An 18754-nucleotide genomic window follows, 5' to 3' on the forward strand; every position below is an offset into this window, starting at 1 on the left:
GCCTTCAGTGCGCCGAAAGTACCGTTCGCTCAAAAGGGGAGGGCCACGAGTCGGGCACCGGCACATCGGCACATCGGCATACAAAAACACCCTCCCGGATCCCGGGAGGGTGTTTTCTTACTGTGGAGCCTAGGAGATTCGAACTCCTGACATCTGCCTTGCAAAGGCAGCGCTCTACCAACTGAGCTAAGGCCCCGTTCGGTTTTCTGACCGGAGTCAGAGTACCTAGGTTCTATCCTGTTTCCAAATCGTGCCAAACCTTGTCTCCGCGCTGACTTTTGATCAGCTTGGTGACCCCGAGAGCTACCAGAATTCCGGCCCCGACAAGCAGGAAAACCTTCATTCCAGCAACCCTTCTTCGGCACATGGGAGTGGGCCTAGGAGGACTTGAACCTCCGACCTCTTCATTATCAGTAAAGCGCTCTAACCACCTGAGCTATAGGCCCCTGAACCGATTCCAAAGATTACCCCACCGGGCCGCTGACACCAAAACGGGCCCGGCGGAGCAATGTTTTCGCAGGTCAGTCGCGGTCGGCGAGAGTTACCTCGACGCCGCCAACCAGGTCGCTGCAGAGGTTGTAGATGAACGATCCGATCGTGACGAGTGCCGTGAAAAGCACCATGTTCGCGATACCGATCAGCGCGGCGTAGCCGAACACCTGGCCGGCCGTCACCAGACCGTCGGAGCCGCCGTCGGCAACGATGTCGGTGAACGCGTTGTTCAGGCGATCCCAGACACCCATGCCGTCGAGAACGACGTAGAGCAGTCCGACGGCCACCATCCACACGAAGAACAGCGACACCGAGATCACGGACGTGATCTTGAGCGTGGACCACGGGTCGATACGACGGATCTGGACCGTTGCGCGCAGTGGCGCACCGTCCACGACCGAAGCCGATACGGCGTGAGTTTTCTCACCCTTCACCGCAGCAGGCAACGGATGCTTGGCCTCGGAGAGGTCAGGCATGTCCTTCGGCAGATCCTTGCGATCGATGTGCCGAGTCGGCCCGTCGATCGCGGCGGCTTTTGCTTTCGGATTAGCGACGGTGGGATTGGCGGCCGTGGCATTTGCAGCCTTGGGATTTGCGCCCGAGGGTGCAACAGCCTTGGCTGCCGCTGCGCCGGCGACGCCACCAGTAGCTGCGGCAGCTGCCGTTCCTGTCACGACAGGACGCGCCGACGGGTTGCCGGCAGGACGACCTGTCTGTGCACCGGCAGCAGGGCGACCCGCCTGCGGCTGTCCCTTCGGCGCACCACCCTGCGCTGGGTTTTTGGCCGGACCACCCTGTGCCGGACCACCCTGTGCCGGGCCTGCCGCTGCAGGACGCTGCGGACCCGCAGGCGGCTTACCCCCAGCAGGAGCTGCCGGTCGACCTGCAGGAGCACCAGCGCCGGCCGGGCGCGTGATGTTGGTCTGCGGCTGACTTTGCGGAGCCTGATTCTGCGGTGGCTGAGCCTTCGACGCCGGGGCCTTGGACGCCGGATTCTGAGCAGCGGGGTTCTGAGATGGCTGACCCTGAGGCTGGCCTGACGGCTGGGGTCCCCGCTGCCACGGCGGTGCCTGGCTGCCACGAGCCTGATTGGCGACCGGTTGCGGCGGAGCCTGACCATCACCCTTCGCCGGGGTTACCGGCGCAGCCGGAGCCACAGAAGGAGCGGAAGGAGCCTGACCCTTGGCCGCACCCGCGGCGTCGGGAGCCGCAGCCGCCGGTTTCTGGGCCGAATCCGACGGGCCGCGAGGCGGCTCCGGTGCCTTGGGCGCCGGAGCTGCCTCGGAAGCTTTGGGTCCGCCGTCCGCTGGAGCTGCAGGTTTCGAGGTCTGCGGCCCCGCCGGAGCAGTTGCCTGCTCCGGCTTCGGTGGCGTCGAACCTGAAGTGCTTTCACTCTTCTGGTCACTGCCCGGCTGGTTGGGAGTGCTCACTAGGACTCCTTAGCTCCATCGGCATTGTCTGCGTTGTCGGTGGTCTCTGCAGCGAGCTCTTCGGGCTCGTCGGCGTTGCGCGCAATCGCGAGCAATGTGTCGCCTTCGCCGAGGTTCATCAGACGCACGCCCTTGGTCTGGCGTCCCGCCTTACGAACCTGCTTGGCAGCCGTCCTGATGACGCCGCCGCCCGAGGTGATCGCGTACAGCTCGTCGTCGTCGTCGACGATGAGCGCACCGACCAGAGTGCCACGTTTCTTGTCGTACTGAATCGTGAGCACGCCCTTGCCGCCGCGACCCTGCACCGGGTAATCCTCCATGCCGGTTCGCTTGGAGTAACCGCCCGAGGTGGCGACCAGGAGGAACGTTCCTTCACGAACGACGTTGAGCGAGAGCAGCTCGTCGTCACCGTTGAAACGCATGCCCTGGACACCGGAAGTGGCGCGGCCCATCGGACGCAGTGCCTCGTCGGTGGCCGAGAAACGGATCGACTGGCCCTGTGCCGAGACGAGAAGCAGGTCGTCGTCGGCAGAGCAGAGAACAGCGCCGACCAGTTCGTCTTCACCGCGCAGGTTGATGGCGACGATGCCACCGCTGCGGTTGGAGTCGAAGTCGGTGAGCTTGGACTTCTTGACCAGACCGTTGCGTGTGGCGAGCACCAGGTATGGCGCGTCTTCGTACGTCTTGATCTGGATGACGGACTGGATGCGCTCGTCCGGCTGGAAGGCCAGGAGGTTGGCAACGTGCTGACCGCGAGCGGTACGGCTCGCCTCGGGCAGCTCGTAAGCCTTCGCGCGGTAGACGCGGCCCTTCGTGGTGAAGAACAGCAGCCAGTCGTGCGTCGAGGTGACGAAGAAGTGCGAGACGATGTCGTCCTGCTTGAGGCCGGCACCCTGAACACCCTTGCCGCCGCGCTTCTGCGATCGGTAGAGATCGGTCTTGGTGCGCTTGGCGTAACCGGTCTCGGTGATCGTGACGACGACGTCTTCACGGGCGATCAGATCCTCGTCGTTGACGTCTCCGTCGGCGGCGATGATGCGGGTACGACGGTCGTCGCCGTACTTGTCGACGATTTCCTTGAGCTCGTCACGAACGATCGCGCGCTGACGCTCCGGGCGAGCCAGAATGTCTTCGAGGTCCGCGATTTCGAGTTCGATCTCGGCCAACTCGTCGACGATCTTCTGACGCTCGAGGGCGGCCAGACGACGCAGCTGCATGCCGAGGATGGCGTCGGCCTGGATCTCGTCGACGTCGAGGAGTTCCATCAATCCGGCGCGAGCGATGTCGACGGTCTGCGACGCACGGATCAAGGCGATGACCTCGTCCAGAGCGTCGAGGGCCTTGACCAGACCGCGCAGGATGTGGGCGCGCTCCTGTGCCTTGCGAAGCAGGTACCTGGTACGACGAACGATGACCTCGAGCTGATGCGTCGTGTACAGACGGATCATCTGGTCGAGGCGCAGCGTGCGCGGCACTCCGTCGACGATGGAGAGCATGTTGCAGCCGAAGCTGGTCTGCAGCTGGGTGTGCTTGTAGAGGTTGTTCAGCACGACCTTGGCAACGGCGTCACGCTTGACGGTGACGACGATGCGCATGCCGACGCGGTCCGAGGACTCGTCGTGGATGTCGGAGATGCCACCGATCTTCGCGTCACGAACCTGCTCCGCGATGGAGGTGATCAGGTTGTCCGGGTTGACCTGGTAGGGCAGCTCGGTGATGACGATCGTGGTGCGGCCCTTGGCATCTTCCTCGATCTCGACGACGCCGCGCATACGGACGGAGCCACGGCCGGTGGTGTAGGCATCCTGGATGCCCTGTCCACCGACGATGAGCCCGTGCGTCGGGAAGTCGGGTCCCTTGATGCGCTCCATGACGGCCGCGAGGGTGGCTTCCTCGTCCGCCTCGAAGTTCTCGAGCGCCCAGTAGATGGCCTCGGCAACTTCACGCAGGTTGTGCGGCGGAATGTTGGTGGCCATACCGACGGCGATGCCGTTGGAACCGTTGATCAGAAGGTTCGGGATACGGCTGGGCAGAACCGTCGGTTCCTGCGTCTTACCGTCGTAGTTCGGGGTGAAATCGACTGTCTCGTGGTCGATTTCGCGCAGCATTTCCATCGCGAGCGGCGTGAGCCTGCACTCGGTGTAACGCATGGCGGCTGCGCCGTCGTTGCCGCGGGATCCGAAGTTTCCCTGACCGTCGACGAGCGGGTAACGCAGTGACCACGGCTGGGCCATACGGACCAACGTGTCGTAGATCGAGGAGTCGCCGTGGGGGTGGTAGTTACCCATGGTCTCGGCGACCGGACGGGCAGACTTCACGTATCCGCGGTCTGGGCGATATCCGTTGTCGTACATCGCGTAGAGCACGCGGCGGTGCACCGGCTTGAGTCCGTCGCGGACATCCGGCAGAGCGCGACCGACGATGACGCTCATGGCGTAGTCGATGTAGCTGTTCTGCATTTCCTGCTGGATGTCGACCGGTTCGATCCGGTCGTGTTGCGGACCGTCCGGTGGCAACGTGGTGTCGGTCATGAGCTCACTTTCTTAAAAGAGGGGGCAAGCCCCTGTGCGCGGAAAAGGAGTCCGGGGACTCCGCAACCGCTCACAGGGCCGCAGGCCTACACGTCGAGGAAACGAACGTCCCGGGCATTGCGGGTGATGAAGCTGCGTCGTGCTTCGACGTCTTCGCCCATCAGCACGCTGAACAGCTCGTCGGCAGCAGCCGCGTCGTCGAGCGTGACGAGACGCAGAACGCGCACCGTCGGGTCCATCGTGGTTTCCCACAGCTCCTTGGCGTTCATCTCGCCGAGGCCTTTGTAGCGCTGGATGCCGTCGTCCTTGTTGATCTTCTTGCCGGACTCGAGGCCTGCCTTGACCATCGCGTCGCGCTCGCGGTCGGAGTACGCGAATTCCGGCTGCGCACCCTTCTGCCACTTGAGCTTGTACAGCGGCGGCTGCGCGAGGTAGACCTTGCCGTGCTCGACGAGCGGCCGCATGAAGCGGAACAGCAGCGTGAGCAGCAGCGTTGCGATGTGCTGACCGTCGACGTCGGCGTCGGCCATGAGCACGATCTTGTGATAGCGCAGCTTGGCGATGTCGAACTCGTCGTGGATGCCCGTGCCGAACGCGGTGATGATCGACTGGACTTCGGTGTTCTTGAGGACGCGATCGATACGCGCCTTCTCGACGTTGATGATCTTTCCGCGAAGCGGGAGGATCGCCTGGTACATCGAGTCTCGGCCGGACTTGGCCGAGCCGCCTGCGGAGTCGCCCTCCACGATGTAGATCTCGGACTTCTCCGGATCGTTGGAGCGGCAATCGGCGAGCTTGCCTGGCAGGCCACCGAGGTCGGTCGCACTCTTACGACGGACCAGCTCACGCGCCTTACGCGCGGCGACGCGGGCCTGCGCCGACGAAACAGCCTTGTTCACAATGGTTTTCGCGTCGGCGGGGTTCGCCTCGAACCAGTGCGCGAGGTGCTCGTTGCACGCCTTCTGTACGAAGGACTTGACCTCGGTGTTGCCGAGCTTGGTCTTGGTCTGACCCTCGAACTGGGGTTCACCGACCTTCACCGAGATGATGGCCGCGAGTCCTTCACGGATGTCGTCACCGGTGAGCTTGGGATCCTTGTCCTTGAGCAGCTTCTTTTCGAGCGCGTACTTGTTGACCGTTGCGGTCAGTGCGGCGCGGAAGCCCTCTTCGTGGGTACCACCCTCGTGGGTGTTGATCGTGTTGGCGAAGGTGTGCACGGACTCCGAGTAGCCGGAGTTCCACTGCATTGCGACCTCGAGCTCGTGGCCGGTGCCCTTGGCGGTGAATCCCACGACCGAGTTGTGGATCGGGGTCTTGCTCTTGTTGATGTGCCGGACGTAGTCCTCGAGTCCACCGGGGTAGTGGTAGATACGGGTCTTGGACTTACGCGGCGCTGCCTGAGCAGCTTCTTCGGCTTCTTCGGCAGCAGACTTGGGAGCCTCGGCCACCTCGGCGGCTTCGTCGTCGATGACCTCGGCGCGCTCGTCGGTCAGCGTGATGGTCAGGCCCTTGTTGAGGAAGGCCATTTCCTGCAGACGACGCGCAACGGTCTCGAAGTTGTAGCGGGTGGTCTCGAAGATCTCGGGATCAGCCCAGAAACTGACGGTGGTGCCGGTCTCCTTCGTCGGGTCGCCCTGTACGAGCTCTCCCGGCTTGGAATCGGTGTACGTCTGCTGCCACCGGTAGCCGTCGACCTTGATGTCGACGTCGAGCCGGGTGGAGAGCGCGTTGACCACCGAGATACCGACGCCGTGCAGACCACCTGAGACGGCGTAGGAGTCGGAGTCGAACTTGCCGCCGGCGTGCAGCTGGGTCAGCACGACCTCGACGGTGGGTACTCCGGAGGCGTGCATGCCGACCGGGATGCCACGGCCGTCGTCGATGACGCGGATTCCGCCGTCTTCGAGGAGGGTGACCTCGACCTTGGTGGCGTGTCCGGCCATCGCCTCGTCGACCGAGTTGTCGACGACCTCCCAAATGAGGTGGTGCAGGCCGCGTTCACCGGTGGAACCGATGTACATGCCTGGACGCTTACGTACTGCCTCGAGTCCTTCGAGGACGGTGATGGACGACGCGTTGTAGTCCTTGCTGGAAGTGCTTGTATCTGACTTCTGGGCAGCCACGGGTGGGTAGCTCTCCTTCTCCGTCAATACTCGAGCGCAGCCGTCAGCAAGCCCTTGCGGGTGTCGTCGGAGCGGGTTCGAGAATGTTGCCGCTAGTTACCGTTGACCATCTTACTGGTAAGCACCGACTAGAAGCGGCCAATGACACCCCTGGCTGCGCCGCAGACGAATTTTTACGATCCCCTGAAGGTGAAACGCTAGGAACTTTGCTTCTCCGAGCGACGCTCTCTCAGGCTCGCGATAAATGCCCGCGCATGTTCGGCAACCTCGCTCGGATGTGAAAACGGCGACCAGTGTCCCGCGGCAATTTCACGTCGCTGCAGGTCGGAGACCCATTTTTCGGTGTCTTCGTATCCCACCGGACGAACGGCTTTGTCGTACTTGTTCAAAATGAGCTGAACAGGCACGTCCGTGTACCGATCCCGTGGCTTGCCGAGAGACGGCCGGATGTTCGCGCGATAAAGCTTGAGTCCGTTCACCATGTCGTCGGCGATGGTGGGCGCGGTGTTGACCACACGGGGGTCCAGACCGTCGAAGAAGCCCAGAAATGCCGGCCAATGCTTGGAGAACCACAGACGCAACGGGAGGGTGCACAACCCGGGAATCTGGAACAGAACGGTGTAGGCCGACGCAATTCCCTGCGCCGCCGGGCCGAGGAAACGACGCTTGGACACGCTCGCCCGGATCCACTTGCCGAGATGATCGAGATTGGGGCCCGAGATGGACGAGAACGACGCGATCTTCTCTTCGGCACCCGGCTCGCAGACCGCTTCCCACGTTTCCACAGATCCCCAGTCATGTGCCAGGACGTGCACCGGCTTGCCCGGGCTGACCGCGTCGATGACGGCAAAAAGATCGCCGGCCAGTGCGCTCAGTTGGTAGTCCTGCACCCTCGAGGGGATCGTGCTCTCACCGGCCCCGCGACTGTCGTAGCTGACGACGCGGAAGTCGTCTGCCAGCAAAGGCACGATGCGGTTCCACAATTCATGGGTGTCGGGCCAACCATGCACCAGGACGATGGTCTCGCCGTCTGCCTTGCCCTGCTCGAACACTGCCAGGCTGACGGAACCGTTGGTTACGCGACGCGCGGTCACGGCATGGACAGGAGAGTGCTTCGACATTGTCGAACCCTTCGGAGTCGGGAATATCTAGAGATCGAGAACGAGACGTCCACCGTCGGAACGGGATACGCAGATGAGCATCTCCGTTTCCTGTTCGGTGTCGGTCAGACGCCTTTCGCGGTGATCGGGCTTGCCCGCGAGTACCTTCACACGACAGGTTCCGCAGAAACCCTGCTGACACGAGTACCCGACACCGGGCAATGTCTTCTTGATGACGTCGAGCGCGGACTCGTCGGCGGGCACGGTGAGCACCTGACCCGAATTGACAAGCTGCACTTCGAATTCCTTGCCGTCGATCACCGGCGGAGCCCCGAACCGCTCGAAATGCAAAGCGGTGGAGGGTGTATCGCGGAATCCGCGGCGAACGGCGTCGAGCATCGGCGTCGGGCCGCAGCAGTACACGGCGCCGCCGACTGGTGCTCGTCCGAGAAGGTCTGCGGTGGTGGGTAATCCGAACTCGTCGTCCGGGCGCACGAAGACACGCTCGGGTTCCCAGCTCGCGATCTCGTCGAGGAACGGCATGGATTCACGAGAGCGGCCCGAGTACACGAAGTACCAGTCCATTCCCAATTCTCTTGCCGCACGGACCATTGCGATGATCGGCGTGATACCGATACCGCCGGCAACAAACAGTGCACTGCCTTCACCCACAAAGGGAAATCCGTTGCGAGGGCCGCGTACCGTGACGTGCTCACCCGGCTGGAGAGCGTGCATCTCGATGGAACCGCCACCGCCGTCGGGGATCCGACGAACCGCGACACTGTATCCCGTGCGATCGGCAGGGTCGCCGCACAGCGAATACTGACGCCGCAGACCCGAAGGTAGATGGAAGTCCAGGTGCGAACCCGGATGCCACGGCGGAATCGGTGAACCGTCGGCGGATTCGAAGCGCAGGCGAACGACGTTCTCGTCGGTCGCCACCACCTCACGCGTACTGACCACCATGTTCATGGCCGTGTCGGGGTTGTGGCCAGCGATCTCGGGGTTGTAGTCGTAGGCCGTCAACACCCGAAGGTACTTGTCCGCCAATAACTCCGTGATGCGCATGGCGCGGTCGGGACGGTTCTTTCCGGACAAATCGGGTGGCGCCGGAAAACGCGGCAACCCGTCGTGCCCGGAGATGACGTCCTTGACCCTCGAGAGTGAAATCACCGTGCAGCCGCCTGAGCTGCGGGTGACGACGCCAGGTACTGCACCGCCTGGGCGGTCGAGCCCTCGTTACTGGGGTGATAGGACTTGCTGAAGTACGTCGACATCCGCTTGACCAGCTCGAACGACGTGGGAACTGTGCCACGCTTTCCGGCCGCGATGAAATCGGACAGGTGGGGCCTTCGACGGCTGGGAGCCTGAGCGGCAAGCTCGGGATCGTTGCGCATCAAGAACCGGGTTCCACGAATCCACAGCCACACGATTGCGGGCGTGACGAGGATCTGGGTACGGATCCGCCGGGTCTCACGCTTGTCGAAGTAGCGCATCACGTCGTACGCGACGGCGCGGTGTTCGACTTCTTCGGCGCCGTGCCAGCGAAGAAGATCAAGCATGGTCGGGTGCATGCCGGCTTTGTCGAGCCCCTTGGCGTTGAGCACCCAGTCGCCGAGGAAAGCAGTGATGTGTTCGATGGCCGCGATGATAGCCAGACGCTCCACCAGGTGATTCTCGGCGCGCAGTCCCGTCATCGGGCGCGGTCCGAGCAGTTTCGAGAATGCCCACTCCATCTGCTGGGTGTACGGCGTCGGATCCAGGCCGTTTTCCTTCAGATGGACGAGGACACCCGAGTGCGCGTTGGAGTGCATCGCCTCTTGGCCGATGAATCCGACGACGTCTTCACGGAGTTTCTCGTCCTCGATCAGAGGAAGAGCTTCCTTGAAGGTCTCGACAAACCACTCCTCACCGGCTGGGAGCAGGAGGTGAAGCACGTTGAGAACGTGTGTGCTGAACGGATCGCCCGGAATCCAGTGCATAGGCAGATCGGACCAGTCGAACTCGACATTGCGAGCCTGCAACAGGATGTGATCCGGCTCGGCGAACGACGAAGCGGGTGTCGATATCTTCTGCGACATCTAGCTACTCCTTCATGCCTGCCGATCGGTAGGGAACGACAGCCTTGTGACACAGTTCACTCACTAGCGAGTTTTAACTGTAACACGAAGTAATAGGTAGAACCAGGTCCTGGTTGAGTTTTCCTCAGCCGTACGTATCGCGAGGTCCGCGGCCTTTCACATGCCTTTCACCCTTGCGCCAGCTAGGCGCACTCGGACCGGTGATGCGCAGTGTCTTCACGACGCCGTCACCGACCGCAGCAGCGATCTTGGCCAGAATCTGGGACTGCATCATGCGCAACTGGGTAGCCCACGCCGTCGACTCGGCGGAGATGCTGAGAACGCCTTCTTTCAGAGAGATCGGCTCGGCGTGCGCGGAGATGTCTTCACCGACGACCTGCGGCCACCGACCGAGGACCGTGCCCTCGGACACCTTGGGGGACCACCCACGCGACTTGGAGATAGCGCTGGTGAGAGCACCGAACGGCTGAGGGTCCCGCGCATCCGGGCCGGGGCCGGACCAACCGCTGCGTCGACGCGGGCGGCCACTTCCGTATTTGGGCGACGAGCGCCCCTGCCCGACGGCCTTGCCGTTGGCTTTGGCTGTCGCGCGTGCCTCCTCGAGGGCACGGCGCGCCAGATCGATCCCCTTGAGCTCGGGCTCCGGGGCCGCGCTGCTGTCTTCAGTCATCGAACTCGACCTCCTGATCCGTCGAGCCTACGGGCACTATCCGGGATATCCGACCGTCTCCGGTATCGGAGGCTTCGACGCCGAACTTGGCCGCCTCGAGTTCGTCCGGTACGTCCTCGGGAACGGCGGCCGTGATCAGCACCTGTTCTGCGGTAGCCGCAACGGTGGCGAGCGCACGACGCCGACGACGGTCCAATTCCGCGAATACGTCGTCGAGCATCAGGACCGGGTCGCTGCCGTCCGCGCGCAACAGGGCAAAACCTGCCAGTCTCAGCGAAAGCGCGAATGACCACGATTCACCATGACTGGCAAAGCCTTTCGCCGGACTGTCGCCGAGAACCAGCTCCAGGTCGTCCCGATGCGGACCGACCAGACACACTCCGCGATCGATTTCCTTCGACCTCATCTGTGCCAACTCGAGATGGAATCTCTCCTCGAGGTATGCAACGTCGTCGATGCCGGAAATCCTTGCAGGATCAGTGAATTCGGGATCCAACGACGAACCCAGGCTGCTCTTGTATCGAATCGACGCCGGCCGGGATTCGGGTGCGATGGAACGATACGACTCCGCCAGGTGGGGCGCCAGATCATGGACCAACTCGAGGCGCCCGGCCAACAATTGTGCGCCGTGAGCGGCCAGATGCCCGTCCCACACCTCGAGGGTTGAGAGGACGTTGTCGGACTCGCCACCACGAGAACCGCGGCGCAAAGCCGCACCAGCAGTTTTGAGTAGGGCTGAGCGCTGACGCAGCACTTTGTCGTAATCCGCACGGACAGCAGCCATTCGGGGTATCCGCGACGTCAACAACTCGTCGAGATAGCGTCGACGATCGCCAGGATCTCCGCGAACCAACGACAGGTCTTCCGGCGCGAACATCACCGACTGCAGAATTCCCAGTACTTCCCGCGGACGACGCGTCGGCGACTGATTTATCCTGGCGCGGTTGGACTTTCCCTCGATCAGTTCGACGTCGATGGTCAGTTCGCGCCCATTGTTGACCACAGTTGCACCCGCAAAAGCACTGGCGGAACCGCTGCGGATCATCGGTGCATCCGTGGACACTCGATGAGAGGACAGCGTGGACAGATACCCCAGTGACTCGAGGACGTTGGTTTTACCGTGCCCGTTCGAACCGAGGAAGACAGTTGTTCCCGGCGTGAGGTCCAGCGTCAGCGAATCCCAGGATCGGAAGTCCCGCAGCGAAAATCTACGAACGAACACTTAGCTTCCAGAAGCCGAATTCTTGGGCGAAGCGCTCTTGACCGCGTGACCACCGAACTGATTACGCAAGGCCGACACCGCCTTCATGGCCGGTGAATCATCCTGTCGTGAAGCAAATCTCGCGAACAGAGCAGCGGAGATGACGGGAGCGGGGACAGCGTGCTTGATAGCTTCCTCTACCGTCCAGCGGCCCTCACCGGAATCCTCGGTATAGCCCGTGATCTGCGCAAGCTCCGGATCCTCCTCGAGGGCGTCGACAAGCAGATCGAGCAACCACGAACGTACGACGGTTCCCTTCGACCAAGCTCGGAGCACGCCCGGAACGTCCGCGATCAGGCTTTCCGCCTCGAGGAGCTCGTACCCCTCGGCATACGCCTGCATCAGGCCGTATTCGATGCCGTTGTGCACCATCTTCGCGTAATGACCAGCACCGACGGGGCCGGCGTGGACAAAGCCGTCTGCAGCGTCGCCGTCGGGGCGAAGGGCGTCGAAGATCGGCATTGCCTTCGCCACGTCGGGCTCGGATCCGCCAACCATCAGGCCGTAGCCGTTCTCACGGCCCCAGATGCCACCGGAGACACCGCAGTCGAGGAAACCGATCCCACGGGCGCCCAGAAGCTCGGCATGGACAGCATCGTCGGTGTAACGCGAGTTCCCACCGTCGATGACCAGATCGCCACCCGCGAGGGCATCAGCCAGCTCGGCAATGGTGCTCTGGGTGATTTCACCGGCCGGAACCATCACCCAGACGACTCGAGGTCCCTCGAGGGAAGCAGCGAGTTCGGCAAGTGACCCGACATCGGTGACTTCCGGTCGAGGGTCGTATCCGATCACCTCGAGGCCATGCGCGCGCAAGCGCTCACGCATGTTGAAACCCATCTTGCCGAGACCTACGAGTCCGATCTTCATACTGTTCTCCCTGGTCAGGCGCGAACTGAAGTGCGGGGTACCACTCAGCCCGGGAGGCGAACCGGCATCAGCAGGTACGTGTACTCGCTCGAGGGCGCAGCGAAGTTACCGGACTCGTCTGCCGTGGGCTCTTCCTCGGCCGCGGGGCGAAGAACAGCCGGACGGCTGGGAGTGGTGAAGCCGAACAGAACGTTTTCGCTGTGAAGCGAGTTCAACCCGTCGATCAGGTAACCGGGGTTGAACGCAATGGTGAGTGCTTCGCCCTGGAACGACGCGTTGAGTGTCTCTTCTGCGCGGCCGGCGTCGTCGCCACCCGCAGAGAGGAGCAGACCGTCAGCGGAGAACTGCATGCGAACCTGTGCGCCACGCTCGGCGACGAGTGCTACACGCTTGATGGCCTCGATGAGAGGCGTGACCTCGACCGTTGCCATCGCGGTGTGCTGAGCAGGCAGCAACTGACGGAACTTCGGGAACTCGGCGTCGAGGAGGCGCGTCGTGGTGCGGCGTCCGTCGTTGACGATGCCGAGGAGTCCGTCGTTTCCGATGGTTGTACCGGAACCGAGAGCCAACTCGACCGGCGAATTTGCATTGCCGGCAAGCGTTTTCGCGGACTCGGACAGAGTCTTGGCCGGGATGAGAACAGCAGCCTGGACGTCAGGGTTTGCCGGAGTCCACTCGAGTTCACGAACGGCGAGACGGAAGCGGTCGGTAGCGGCGAGGACGATCGAATTCTGTTCGATCTCGACACGGATACCCGTGAGCATGGGAAGGGTGTCGTCCTTGCCCGCTGCAACGGCTACCTGGCTGATGGCTTCGGAGAACAGGTCGACGGGAATGGACCCGGACTGCTGCGGAAGCGTCGGAAGCTGGGGGTAGTCCTCGACCGGCATCGTGGGCAGGGAGAACTTGGCGCTTCCGCACGAGATGAGCACGCGAGTGCCCTCGAGGGTCACATCGACCGGCTTGTTGGGAAGCGACTTGGTGATATCGGCAAGGAGGCGTCCGGAGACGAGTGCCTGACCTGCAGTTGTGACATCTGCCGAGACGCGGACCTGCGCAGATACCTCGTAGTCGAACCCGGAAACGGTGAGGCCGGCTTCGGTTGCGTCGAGAAGAACTCCGCCGAGAACCGGCACAGGCGGCCTCGAGGGCAGGCTACGAGCAACCCACGCTACTGAATCAGCGAACTCTTCCCGGGAAACGCGAAACTTCAGGCTTCCAAGCTCCATCGCCGGGTTATTCCTCTCGGTAGGCATGTTCGTCTGCTGCGGATCTGCATCAGCTCACTTGAAGTCTGACACAGACCAAGCGATGCCCACCGTATGCCCTCGAGGGCGCAAGTGGAAAGCCGAAGCCGGGACGAGCGCAGCCTGAGGCGAGGTTCTCAACAGGAGTTGTCCCCAGAACTATTTTCAAAGAGCTTTTCCTAGGAAATTCTCAGTAGTAGTAATAAGTCCTGTGCAATCTGTGGAGCAACGGTTGTCGACGCTGGTAGGTCCCCTCGAGGGCCTGTGCACTTCTCGAGGACAGACTCGAGGACCAATCGACCCCCTCTGTGCACTCTCTGAAAGTTTTCGGATTCCTCCTCGAGAACTCCACAGACTTTCGGAGTTATCAACACAGTTATCCACAGATGTGAATACTTTTCACAAGAAACGAAGAGTTTGTTCTTATCGGCGTGTCCGACTCCGGCGTGTCGTCCCTCGAGGTGGACAACCGCCCTCGAGGGGACCGCACGTGGAACCCTTCGAATACACCGATGCCGCTCGAGGGAACCTCTGCCTCGAGCGGCATCGATCGAAATAAGTGCAGGTCAGCGCTTGGAGCGCTGCTTGATCCTTGCGGTCAACTCCTGAACCTGGTCGTACACCTTGCGGCGTTCCGTCATTTCCTTACGGATCTTCTTGTCGGCGTACATGACCGTCGTGTGGTCACGGCCGAACGTCTGACCGATCTTCGGCAATGACAAATCAGTGAGCTCACGGCACAAATACATCGAGATCTGGCGGGCCTGAGCGAGTGGCCGGGCCTTACCCGGCCCACACAGGTCGTCGATCGACATGTTGAAGTATTCGGCCGTCACCGCCATGATCGTCGCCGCGTTGATCTCGAGGCTCGACGAATCGGGCATCAGATCGCGCAGGACCACCTCGGCCAACGTCAGATCCAACGGCTGGCGGTTGAGCGAGGCAAAAGCGGTGACGCGGATCAACGCGCCCTCGAGTTCACGAATGTTGCGCTCGATACGGCTGGCGATCAACTCGAGGACGTCGTGCGGGACCTCGAGGCGATCCATCCTCGCCTTCTTGCTCAGAATCGCGATACGCGTCTCGAGCTCAGGCGGCTGAACGTCGGTGATCAGGCCCCATTCGAAGCGCGTCCGCAGACGCTCCTCGAGGGTTGCCAACTGCTTGGGCGGACGGTCCGAGGAGACGACGATCTGCTTGTTCGCGTTGTGCAAGGTGTTGAAGGTATGGAAGAACTCCTCCTGGATACCTTCCTTGCCTTCGATGAACTGGATGTCGTCGACCAGCAGGACGTCCGTTTCCCGGTATCGACGCTTGAACGCGACCTTGCGGTCGTCACGAAGACTGTTGATGAAGTCGTTGGTGAATTCTTCGGTCGAGACGTACTTGACCCGCATGCCGGGGAACAGTCGCTGTGCGTAGTGGCCGGCGGCGTGAAGAAGGTGCGTCTTGCCCAGGCCCGAAGCTCCCCAGATGAACAAGGGGTTGTACGCACGCGCCGGCGCCTCCGCGATCGCGACGGCAGCGGCATGAGCGAATCGGTTGGACGATCCGATCACAAAAGTGTCGAAGGTGTACTTCGCGTTGAGACTGTTCGCGCCGGACCCAGAAGCAGAAGGAGTAGCGGGCGGCTTCGTGAAGTACGACGGCCACGATTCGTGAACGCTCGCGAGTGCTTCGCGGTCGTCGTCGACTTCTTCGGTCTCGGCAGTCTCGGAGTCCGAAGGTTCTCCGTCGCCTTCGGTGAATCTGCGCCGACGGTATGCGCCCGATGAGTTGACCGACTCGAACTGACGGCTGCCCGTGCGCTCCTCGACCGGTTCGGCGGGTGCGTCGGCATCGTCTTCGAGTGCGATGCGGACACCGAGTCCCTCGACCTGGCCGCCGAGGTGGCGTCCGAGTGCCTGCAGGATCGGCTCGCGTAGATCGCGCTCGATCGTCTCTTGAGCAAATGGCGATGGAACCGAGAGGAGTGCAAAACCCTGAGCAAGTGTGAGAGGCCTCACCAGACGGACAAATGCCTTCTGCTTGCTGCTCAAAGCCGGAAGATTACTTCCGGGGTCATCACTCGTGAGTTCTGCAACCACGTCGACCCAGACCCGTGCGAGCGCGTTGGGATCGTCGTTCACGTGGTTCCTTCCCGTGTTTCGCCGACAGTGGGTGTGCTGCAGCTGCCGAGCGTATGGCTGCGGCGTCGAATGATTCGGTGGATTACCACCAGGGGTGAGAACCCCGTAACAGGCTACGAATATGCCACCTGGGCTGTGTTTCCACACAATTATCCACAGATGTGGACAAACCTGCACTGAGTCGGTTTTTTCGTCAACCAAATTCGTCAAAGTGATCGAGAAATTGATCTACCTGCAACTTTGTCGGAACTCGAGGCGTTCGCCACTTGGTGTCGGGGATGCGTCAACACTCACAGCCCTGTGGATGAATGTGGAAACTCGGGATTCGGGGTCGCGTCCGGCGCTCGTGCCCGTATGTGCTGATGAGGCCTTGTCGAGAGCATGCGCCGGTGGAACTGTCCGGGTTGCCTTCGGGTCACCTGCAGTCCGTAGCGGAACTGTTGCCAAGGTCACACTTGCTGCCGCGCTCGAGGTCACGGCCGTATGCACACCGCGAATGGAATCTGCGGAATTATGGAAGTATCGGCGTGTCGCCGTGGTTGCCGCGGGAGGGCTCCGAATCGGGCTGGTTTGACCTTGGCAACGGTGGTAAGTAACCTCGAACGGTCACCCGCTGGTGGTGATCGCTTCGTGCTGGCTACATATGTCAGGTCGGATCGGTCTTCCAAGCCACAACGAGTGAAGTTGATTGTTCTGTACCTGTTGGATCCAAAGGCGCCGTAAGGCGTCGATCACTGAATGACGCCGGGAGGCGTCAATGAACTTCGAGGAGTGTTGACCGTGGCCAAGGGCAAGCGGACGTTCCAGCCGAATAATCGCCGCCGCGCGCGTGTTCACGGCTTCCGTCTTCGTATGCGTACCCGTGCGGGTCGTGCAATCGTTTCGGCGCGTCGCCGTAAGGGCCGCGATTCCCTCACCGCCTGATCTGATTTCGAGTTCAGGAGCTCGGGGTGTTGCCTGAGCCGTCTCGGTTGCGTCGCCACGCGGATTTCTCCGTGGCGGTGCGACGCGGGCGTCGTATGGGAAGACGCGACCTTGTCGTGCACGCGTTCGATCGCGAGCAAGTAGAGGCGCTGGTAGTAACAAATCACGGTCCCCGTTTCGGGCTGATCGTGAGCAAGGCTGTCGGGCCGGCGGTGATTCGACATCGAGTCGCACGCCGGCTTCGTCATATCTGTGCAGATTTCGTCGGGCAGGTTTCGCCGGAGACGGACGTGGTTATCCGCGCACTTCCGGGCGCAGCTACCGCCAGTTCAGCCGAACTGGCCAAGCAGTTGCGTGGGGGCCTGACCAAAATGAACCTATTGGTGTCGGTAAGTGAAGAGCCATGAGTACTCCGCTCTCTGAGCAGATCGAGACTCCCAGAGCCTCCCGTGTCATCACGGTGTTGAAGGCTGTGCGTCGCGCTCCCGCCACTGTGCTCATCTTCTGTATCGAGTTGTACCGGACGTATGTGTCGCCCTTGAGGATGCCGACCTGCCGGTTCACCCCCACCTGCAGTGAATACGCGGTCGAAGCGCTGCGCACTCACGGGGCGATCAAAGGCCTTTTCTTGACTGTGGTGCGGTTGGCGAAGTGTGCCCCCTGGCATTCTGGAGGGTGGGACCCTGTCCCTGCCCGTCGTGACCGTGATGCGGGTAGCCGCCATAGCTGTCCGGAAGCACGCGCAGCGTGTCACAGTCCGACGGACGAACAGAGGAGTACTTAGAGCCGTGCTCAATTTCATTTACTATCCGGTATCCGCGATTCTGTGGGTCTGGCACAAGGTCTTCGGGTTCATTCTCGGCCCGGACAACGGAATAGCCTGGGCGCTCTCCGTGGTGTTCCTGGTGTTCACCTTGCGTGCGGTTCTGTACAAGCCGTTCGTGAAGCAGGTCCGCACGACCCGCCAGATGCAGGAACTGCAGCCGCAGATCAAGGCATTGCAGAAGAAGTATTCGGGCGACCGTCAGCGCCAGGCCGTCGAGATGCAGAAGCTCCAGAAGGAGCACGGATTCAACCCGATCATGGGCTGTCTCCCGGTCTTGGCTCAGGCTCCGGTGTTCATCGGTCTGTTCCACGTCCTGCGCTCGTTCAACCGCACCGGCACCGGCATGGGCCAGCTGGGCATGAGCGCCGAGGACAACCTCAACACCCCGAACTACGTCTTCTCGGCCACTGACGTCCAGTCGTTCCTGGATGCTCGTCTGTTCGGCGCGCCCATCTCGGCCGCGATCACGACGCCGGTTGCGCAGCTTCAGGCTTATGTCACCGAGAACGTTCCCGAGCTTCCGTCACGCCTGAACATCATTCTCGTGGCCGCTCCGTTGATGATCATCGCCAGCATCGCGACCCACTTCAACTCACGCGCTTCGGTTGCCCGTCAGAGCGAAGCAGCTGCCGCGAACCCGCAGTCCGCGATCATGAACAAGCTCGCGCTGTACGTCTTCCCGCTCGGCGTTCTGGTCGGTGGACCGTTCCTTCCGATCGCGATCCTCCTGTACTGGGTGTCGAACAACATCTGGACCTACGGTCAGCAGCACCTCGTCTTCCGCAAGATCGATGCCGAAGAAGAAGCGAAGAAGCAGGAAGCGATCACTCGCCGCAACGACAATGCGCCTAAGCCCGGTGCCCGTCCCGATCCCGGTAAGAAGAAGGGATCCCCGGCTGCGCTGAAGACCGCGGATTCAGCCGACGACGACGGTGACGCCCCGGAAGTTTCGCTCAAGAAGCCTCAGCCGAAGCCCTCGGGTTCCAGTGGTGGTTCGACGTCGAAACCGAAACAGAACCGGCCACAGAGCAACCGCGGCAACTCCCCCAAGCGCAATAAACGGCGCTGAT

General features: G+C 61.9%; 15 protein-coding genes and 2 tRNA genes. 4 read left to right on the forward strand and 13 right to left on the reverse strand.

Features of this window, described 5'->3' with window-relative positions; genetic code table 11:
* Nucleotides 1-123: 123 nt before the first annotated feature.
* From H7C86_RS25835 to dnaA, 13 genes are all read right to left on the reverse strand, one after another.
* Nucleotides 124-196, reverse strand: a tRNA-Ala gene (locus tag H7C86_RS25835).
* Between the two features lie 176 nt (nucleotides 197-372).
* A tRNA-Ile gene (locus H7C86_RS25840) sits at nucleotides 373-446 on the reverse strand.
* A gap of 75 nt (nucleotides 447-521) precedes the next feature.
* Nucleotides 522-1922: a DUF3566 domain-containing protein gene (locus H7C86_RS25845; protein ID WP_182262480.1), complete on the reverse strand. Its 1401-nt coding sequence runs from the start codon at nucleotides 1920-1922 to the stop codon at nucleotides 522-524.
* Nucleotides 1922-4453, reverse strand: coding sequence for a DNA gyrase subunit A (gyrA, locus tag H7C86_RS25850; protein WP_019746215.1), 2532 nt, complete (start codon nucleotides 4451-4453; stop codon nucleotides 1922-1924). The genes H7C86_RS25845 and gyrA overlap by 1 nt, the downstream gene beginning before the upstream one ends.
* Nucleotides 4454-4539: 86 nt before the next feature.
* The gene (gene gyrB, locus H7C86_RS25855; RefSeq protein WP_003942515.1) at nucleotides 4540-6576 is read right to left on the reverse strand and encodes a DNA topoisomerase (ATP-hydrolyzing) subunit B; all 2037 of its coding nucleotides are present in this window, start codon (nucleotides 6574-6576) and stop codon (nucleotides 4540-4542) included.
* A gap of 197 nt (nucleotides 6577-6773) precedes the next feature.
* Complete coding sequence (locus tag H7C86_RS25860; protein WP_020967979.1) at nucleotides 6774-7697, reverse strand: alpha/beta fold hydrolase; 924 nt, start codon at nucleotides 7695-7697, stop codon at nucleotides 6774-6776.
* A gap of 27 nt (nucleotides 7698-7724) precedes the next feature.
* The gene (locus H7C86_RS25865) at nucleotides 7725-8846 is read right to left on the reverse strand and encodes a PDR/VanB family oxidoreductase (RefSeq protein WP_024487650.1); all 1122 of its coding nucleotides are present in this window, start codon (nucleotides 8844-8846) and stop codon (nucleotides 7725-7727) included.
* Complete coding sequence (locus H7C86_RS25870; protein ID WP_007729174.1) at nucleotides 8846-9757, reverse strand: metal-dependent hydrolase; 912 nt, start codon at nucleotides 9755-9757, stop codon at nucleotides 8846-8848. Before H7C86_RS25870 ends, H7C86_RS25865 begins: the two co-directional genes overlap by 1 nt.
* A gap of 124 nt (nucleotides 9758-9881) precedes the next feature.
* Nucleotides 9882-10427, reverse strand: coding sequence for a DUF721 family protein (locus tag H7C86_RS25875; protein WP_003942471.1), 546 nt, complete (start codon nucleotides 10425-10427; stop codon nucleotides 9882-9884).
* Complete coding sequence (gene recF / locus H7C86_RS25880) at nucleotides 10420-11649, reverse strand: DNA replication/repair protein RecF (RefSeq protein ID WP_020905610.1); 1230 nt, start codon at nucleotides 11647-11649, stop codon at nucleotides 10420-10422. Before recF ends, H7C86_RS25875 begins: the two co-directional genes overlap by 8 nt.
* Entirely contained in the window at nucleotides 11650-12558 is a 909-nt protein-coding gene (gene gnd, locus H7C86_RS25885) for a phosphogluconate dehydrogenase (NAD(+)-dependent, decarboxylating) (RefSeq protein WP_182262481.1), read from the reverse strand.
* Between the two features lie 44 nt (nucleotides 12559-12602).
* Nucleotides 12603-13787, reverse strand: coding sequence for a DNA polymerase III subunit beta (gene dnaN, locus H7C86_RS25890; RefSeq protein WP_007729165.1), 1185 nt, complete (start codon nucleotides 13785-13787; stop codon nucleotides 12603-12605).
* A 584-nt stretch (nucleotides 13788-14371) separates the two neighbouring features.
* The gene (dnaA, locus tag H7C86_RS25895; RefSeq protein ID WP_003942491.1) at nucleotides 14372-15934 is read right to left on the reverse strand and encodes a chromosomal replication initiator protein DnaA; all 1563 of its coding nucleotides are present in this window, start codon (nucleotides 15932-15934) and stop codon (nucleotides 14372-14374) included.
* Between the two features lie 780 nt (nucleotides 15935-16714).
* Here dnaA and rpmH point away from each other — a divergent pair.
* The 4 genes from rpmH to yidC are packed head-to-tail and all read left to right on the forward strand — an operon-like array spanning nucleotide 16715 to nucleotide 18753.
* The gene (gene rpmH, locus H7C86_RS25900; RefSeq protein WP_003942540.1) at nucleotides 16715-16858 is read left to right on the forward strand and encodes a 50S ribosomal protein L34; all 144 of its coding nucleotides are present in this window, start codon (nucleotides 16715-16717) and stop codon (nucleotides 16856-16858) included.
* Nucleotides 16859-16884: 26 nt separating this feature from the next.
* Nucleotides 16885-17265 carry a ribonuclease P protein component gene (gene rnpA, locus H7C86_RS25905; RefSeq protein WP_019746209.1) on the forward strand — a complete coding sequence of 127 codons (381 nt, stop codon included), beginning with the start codon at nucleotides 16885-16887 and terminating at the stop codon, nucleotides 17263-17265.
* Nucleotides 17262-17642 (forward strand): membrane protein insertion efficiency factor YidD, encoded by a 381-nt coding sequence (yidD, locus tag H7C86_RS25910; RefSeq protein ID WP_007729147.1) that lies wholly within the window; start codon nucleotides 17262-17264, stop codon nucleotides 17640-17642. The genes rnpA and yidD overlap by 4 nt, the downstream gene beginning before the upstream one ends.
* Before the next feature lie 4 nt (nucleotides 17643-17646).
* On the forward strand, nucleotides 17647-18753 hold the full coding sequence (gene yidC, locus H7C86_RS25915) for a membrane protein insertase YidC (protein ID WP_019746208.1): 1107 nt from the start codon (nucleotides 17647-17649) through the stop codon (nucleotides 18751-18753).
* Nucleotide 18754 lies beyond the last annotated feature (1 nt).

Origin of the sequence: Rhodococcus sp. UFZ-B548 (genome assembly GCF_903819475.1) — a bacterium.
Taxonomy (GTDB): domain Bacteria; phylum Actinomycetota; class Actinomycetes; order Mycobacteriales; family Mycobacteriaceae; genus Rhodococcus_F; species Rhodococcus_F erythropolis.

Excerpts from the sequence above, each read along its gene's own strand:
- gyrA (WP_019746215.1), bottom strand. The coding sequence starts at position 4,453 with ATGACCGACACCACGTTGCCACCGGACGGTCCGCAACACGACCGGATC.
- H7C86_RS25860 (WP_020967979.1), bottom strand. The coding sequence starts at position 7,697 with ATGTCGAAGCACTCTCCTGTCCATGCCGTGACCGCGCGTCGCGTAACC.
- H7C86_RS25870 (WP_007729174.1), bottom strand. The coding sequence starts at position 9,757 with ATGTCGCAGAAGATATCGACACCCGCTTCGTCGTTCGCCGAGCCGGAT.
- H7C86_RS25875 (WP_003942471.1), bottom strand. The coding sequence starts at position 10,427 with ATGACTGAAGACAGCAGCGCGGCCCCGGAGCCCGAGCTCAAGGGGATC.
- gnd (WP_182262481.1), bottom strand. The coding sequence starts at position 12,558 with ATGAAGATCGGACTCGTAGGTCTCGGCAAGATGGGTTTCAACATGCGT.
- dnaN (WP_007729165.1), bottom strand. The coding sequence starts at position 13,787 with ATGGAGCTTGGAAGCCTGAAGTTTCGCGTTTCCCGGGAAGAGTTCGCT.
- yidD (WP_007729147.1), top strand. The coding sequence starts at position 17,262 with ATGAGTACTCCGCTCTCTGAGCAGATCGAGACTCCCAGAGCCTCCCGT.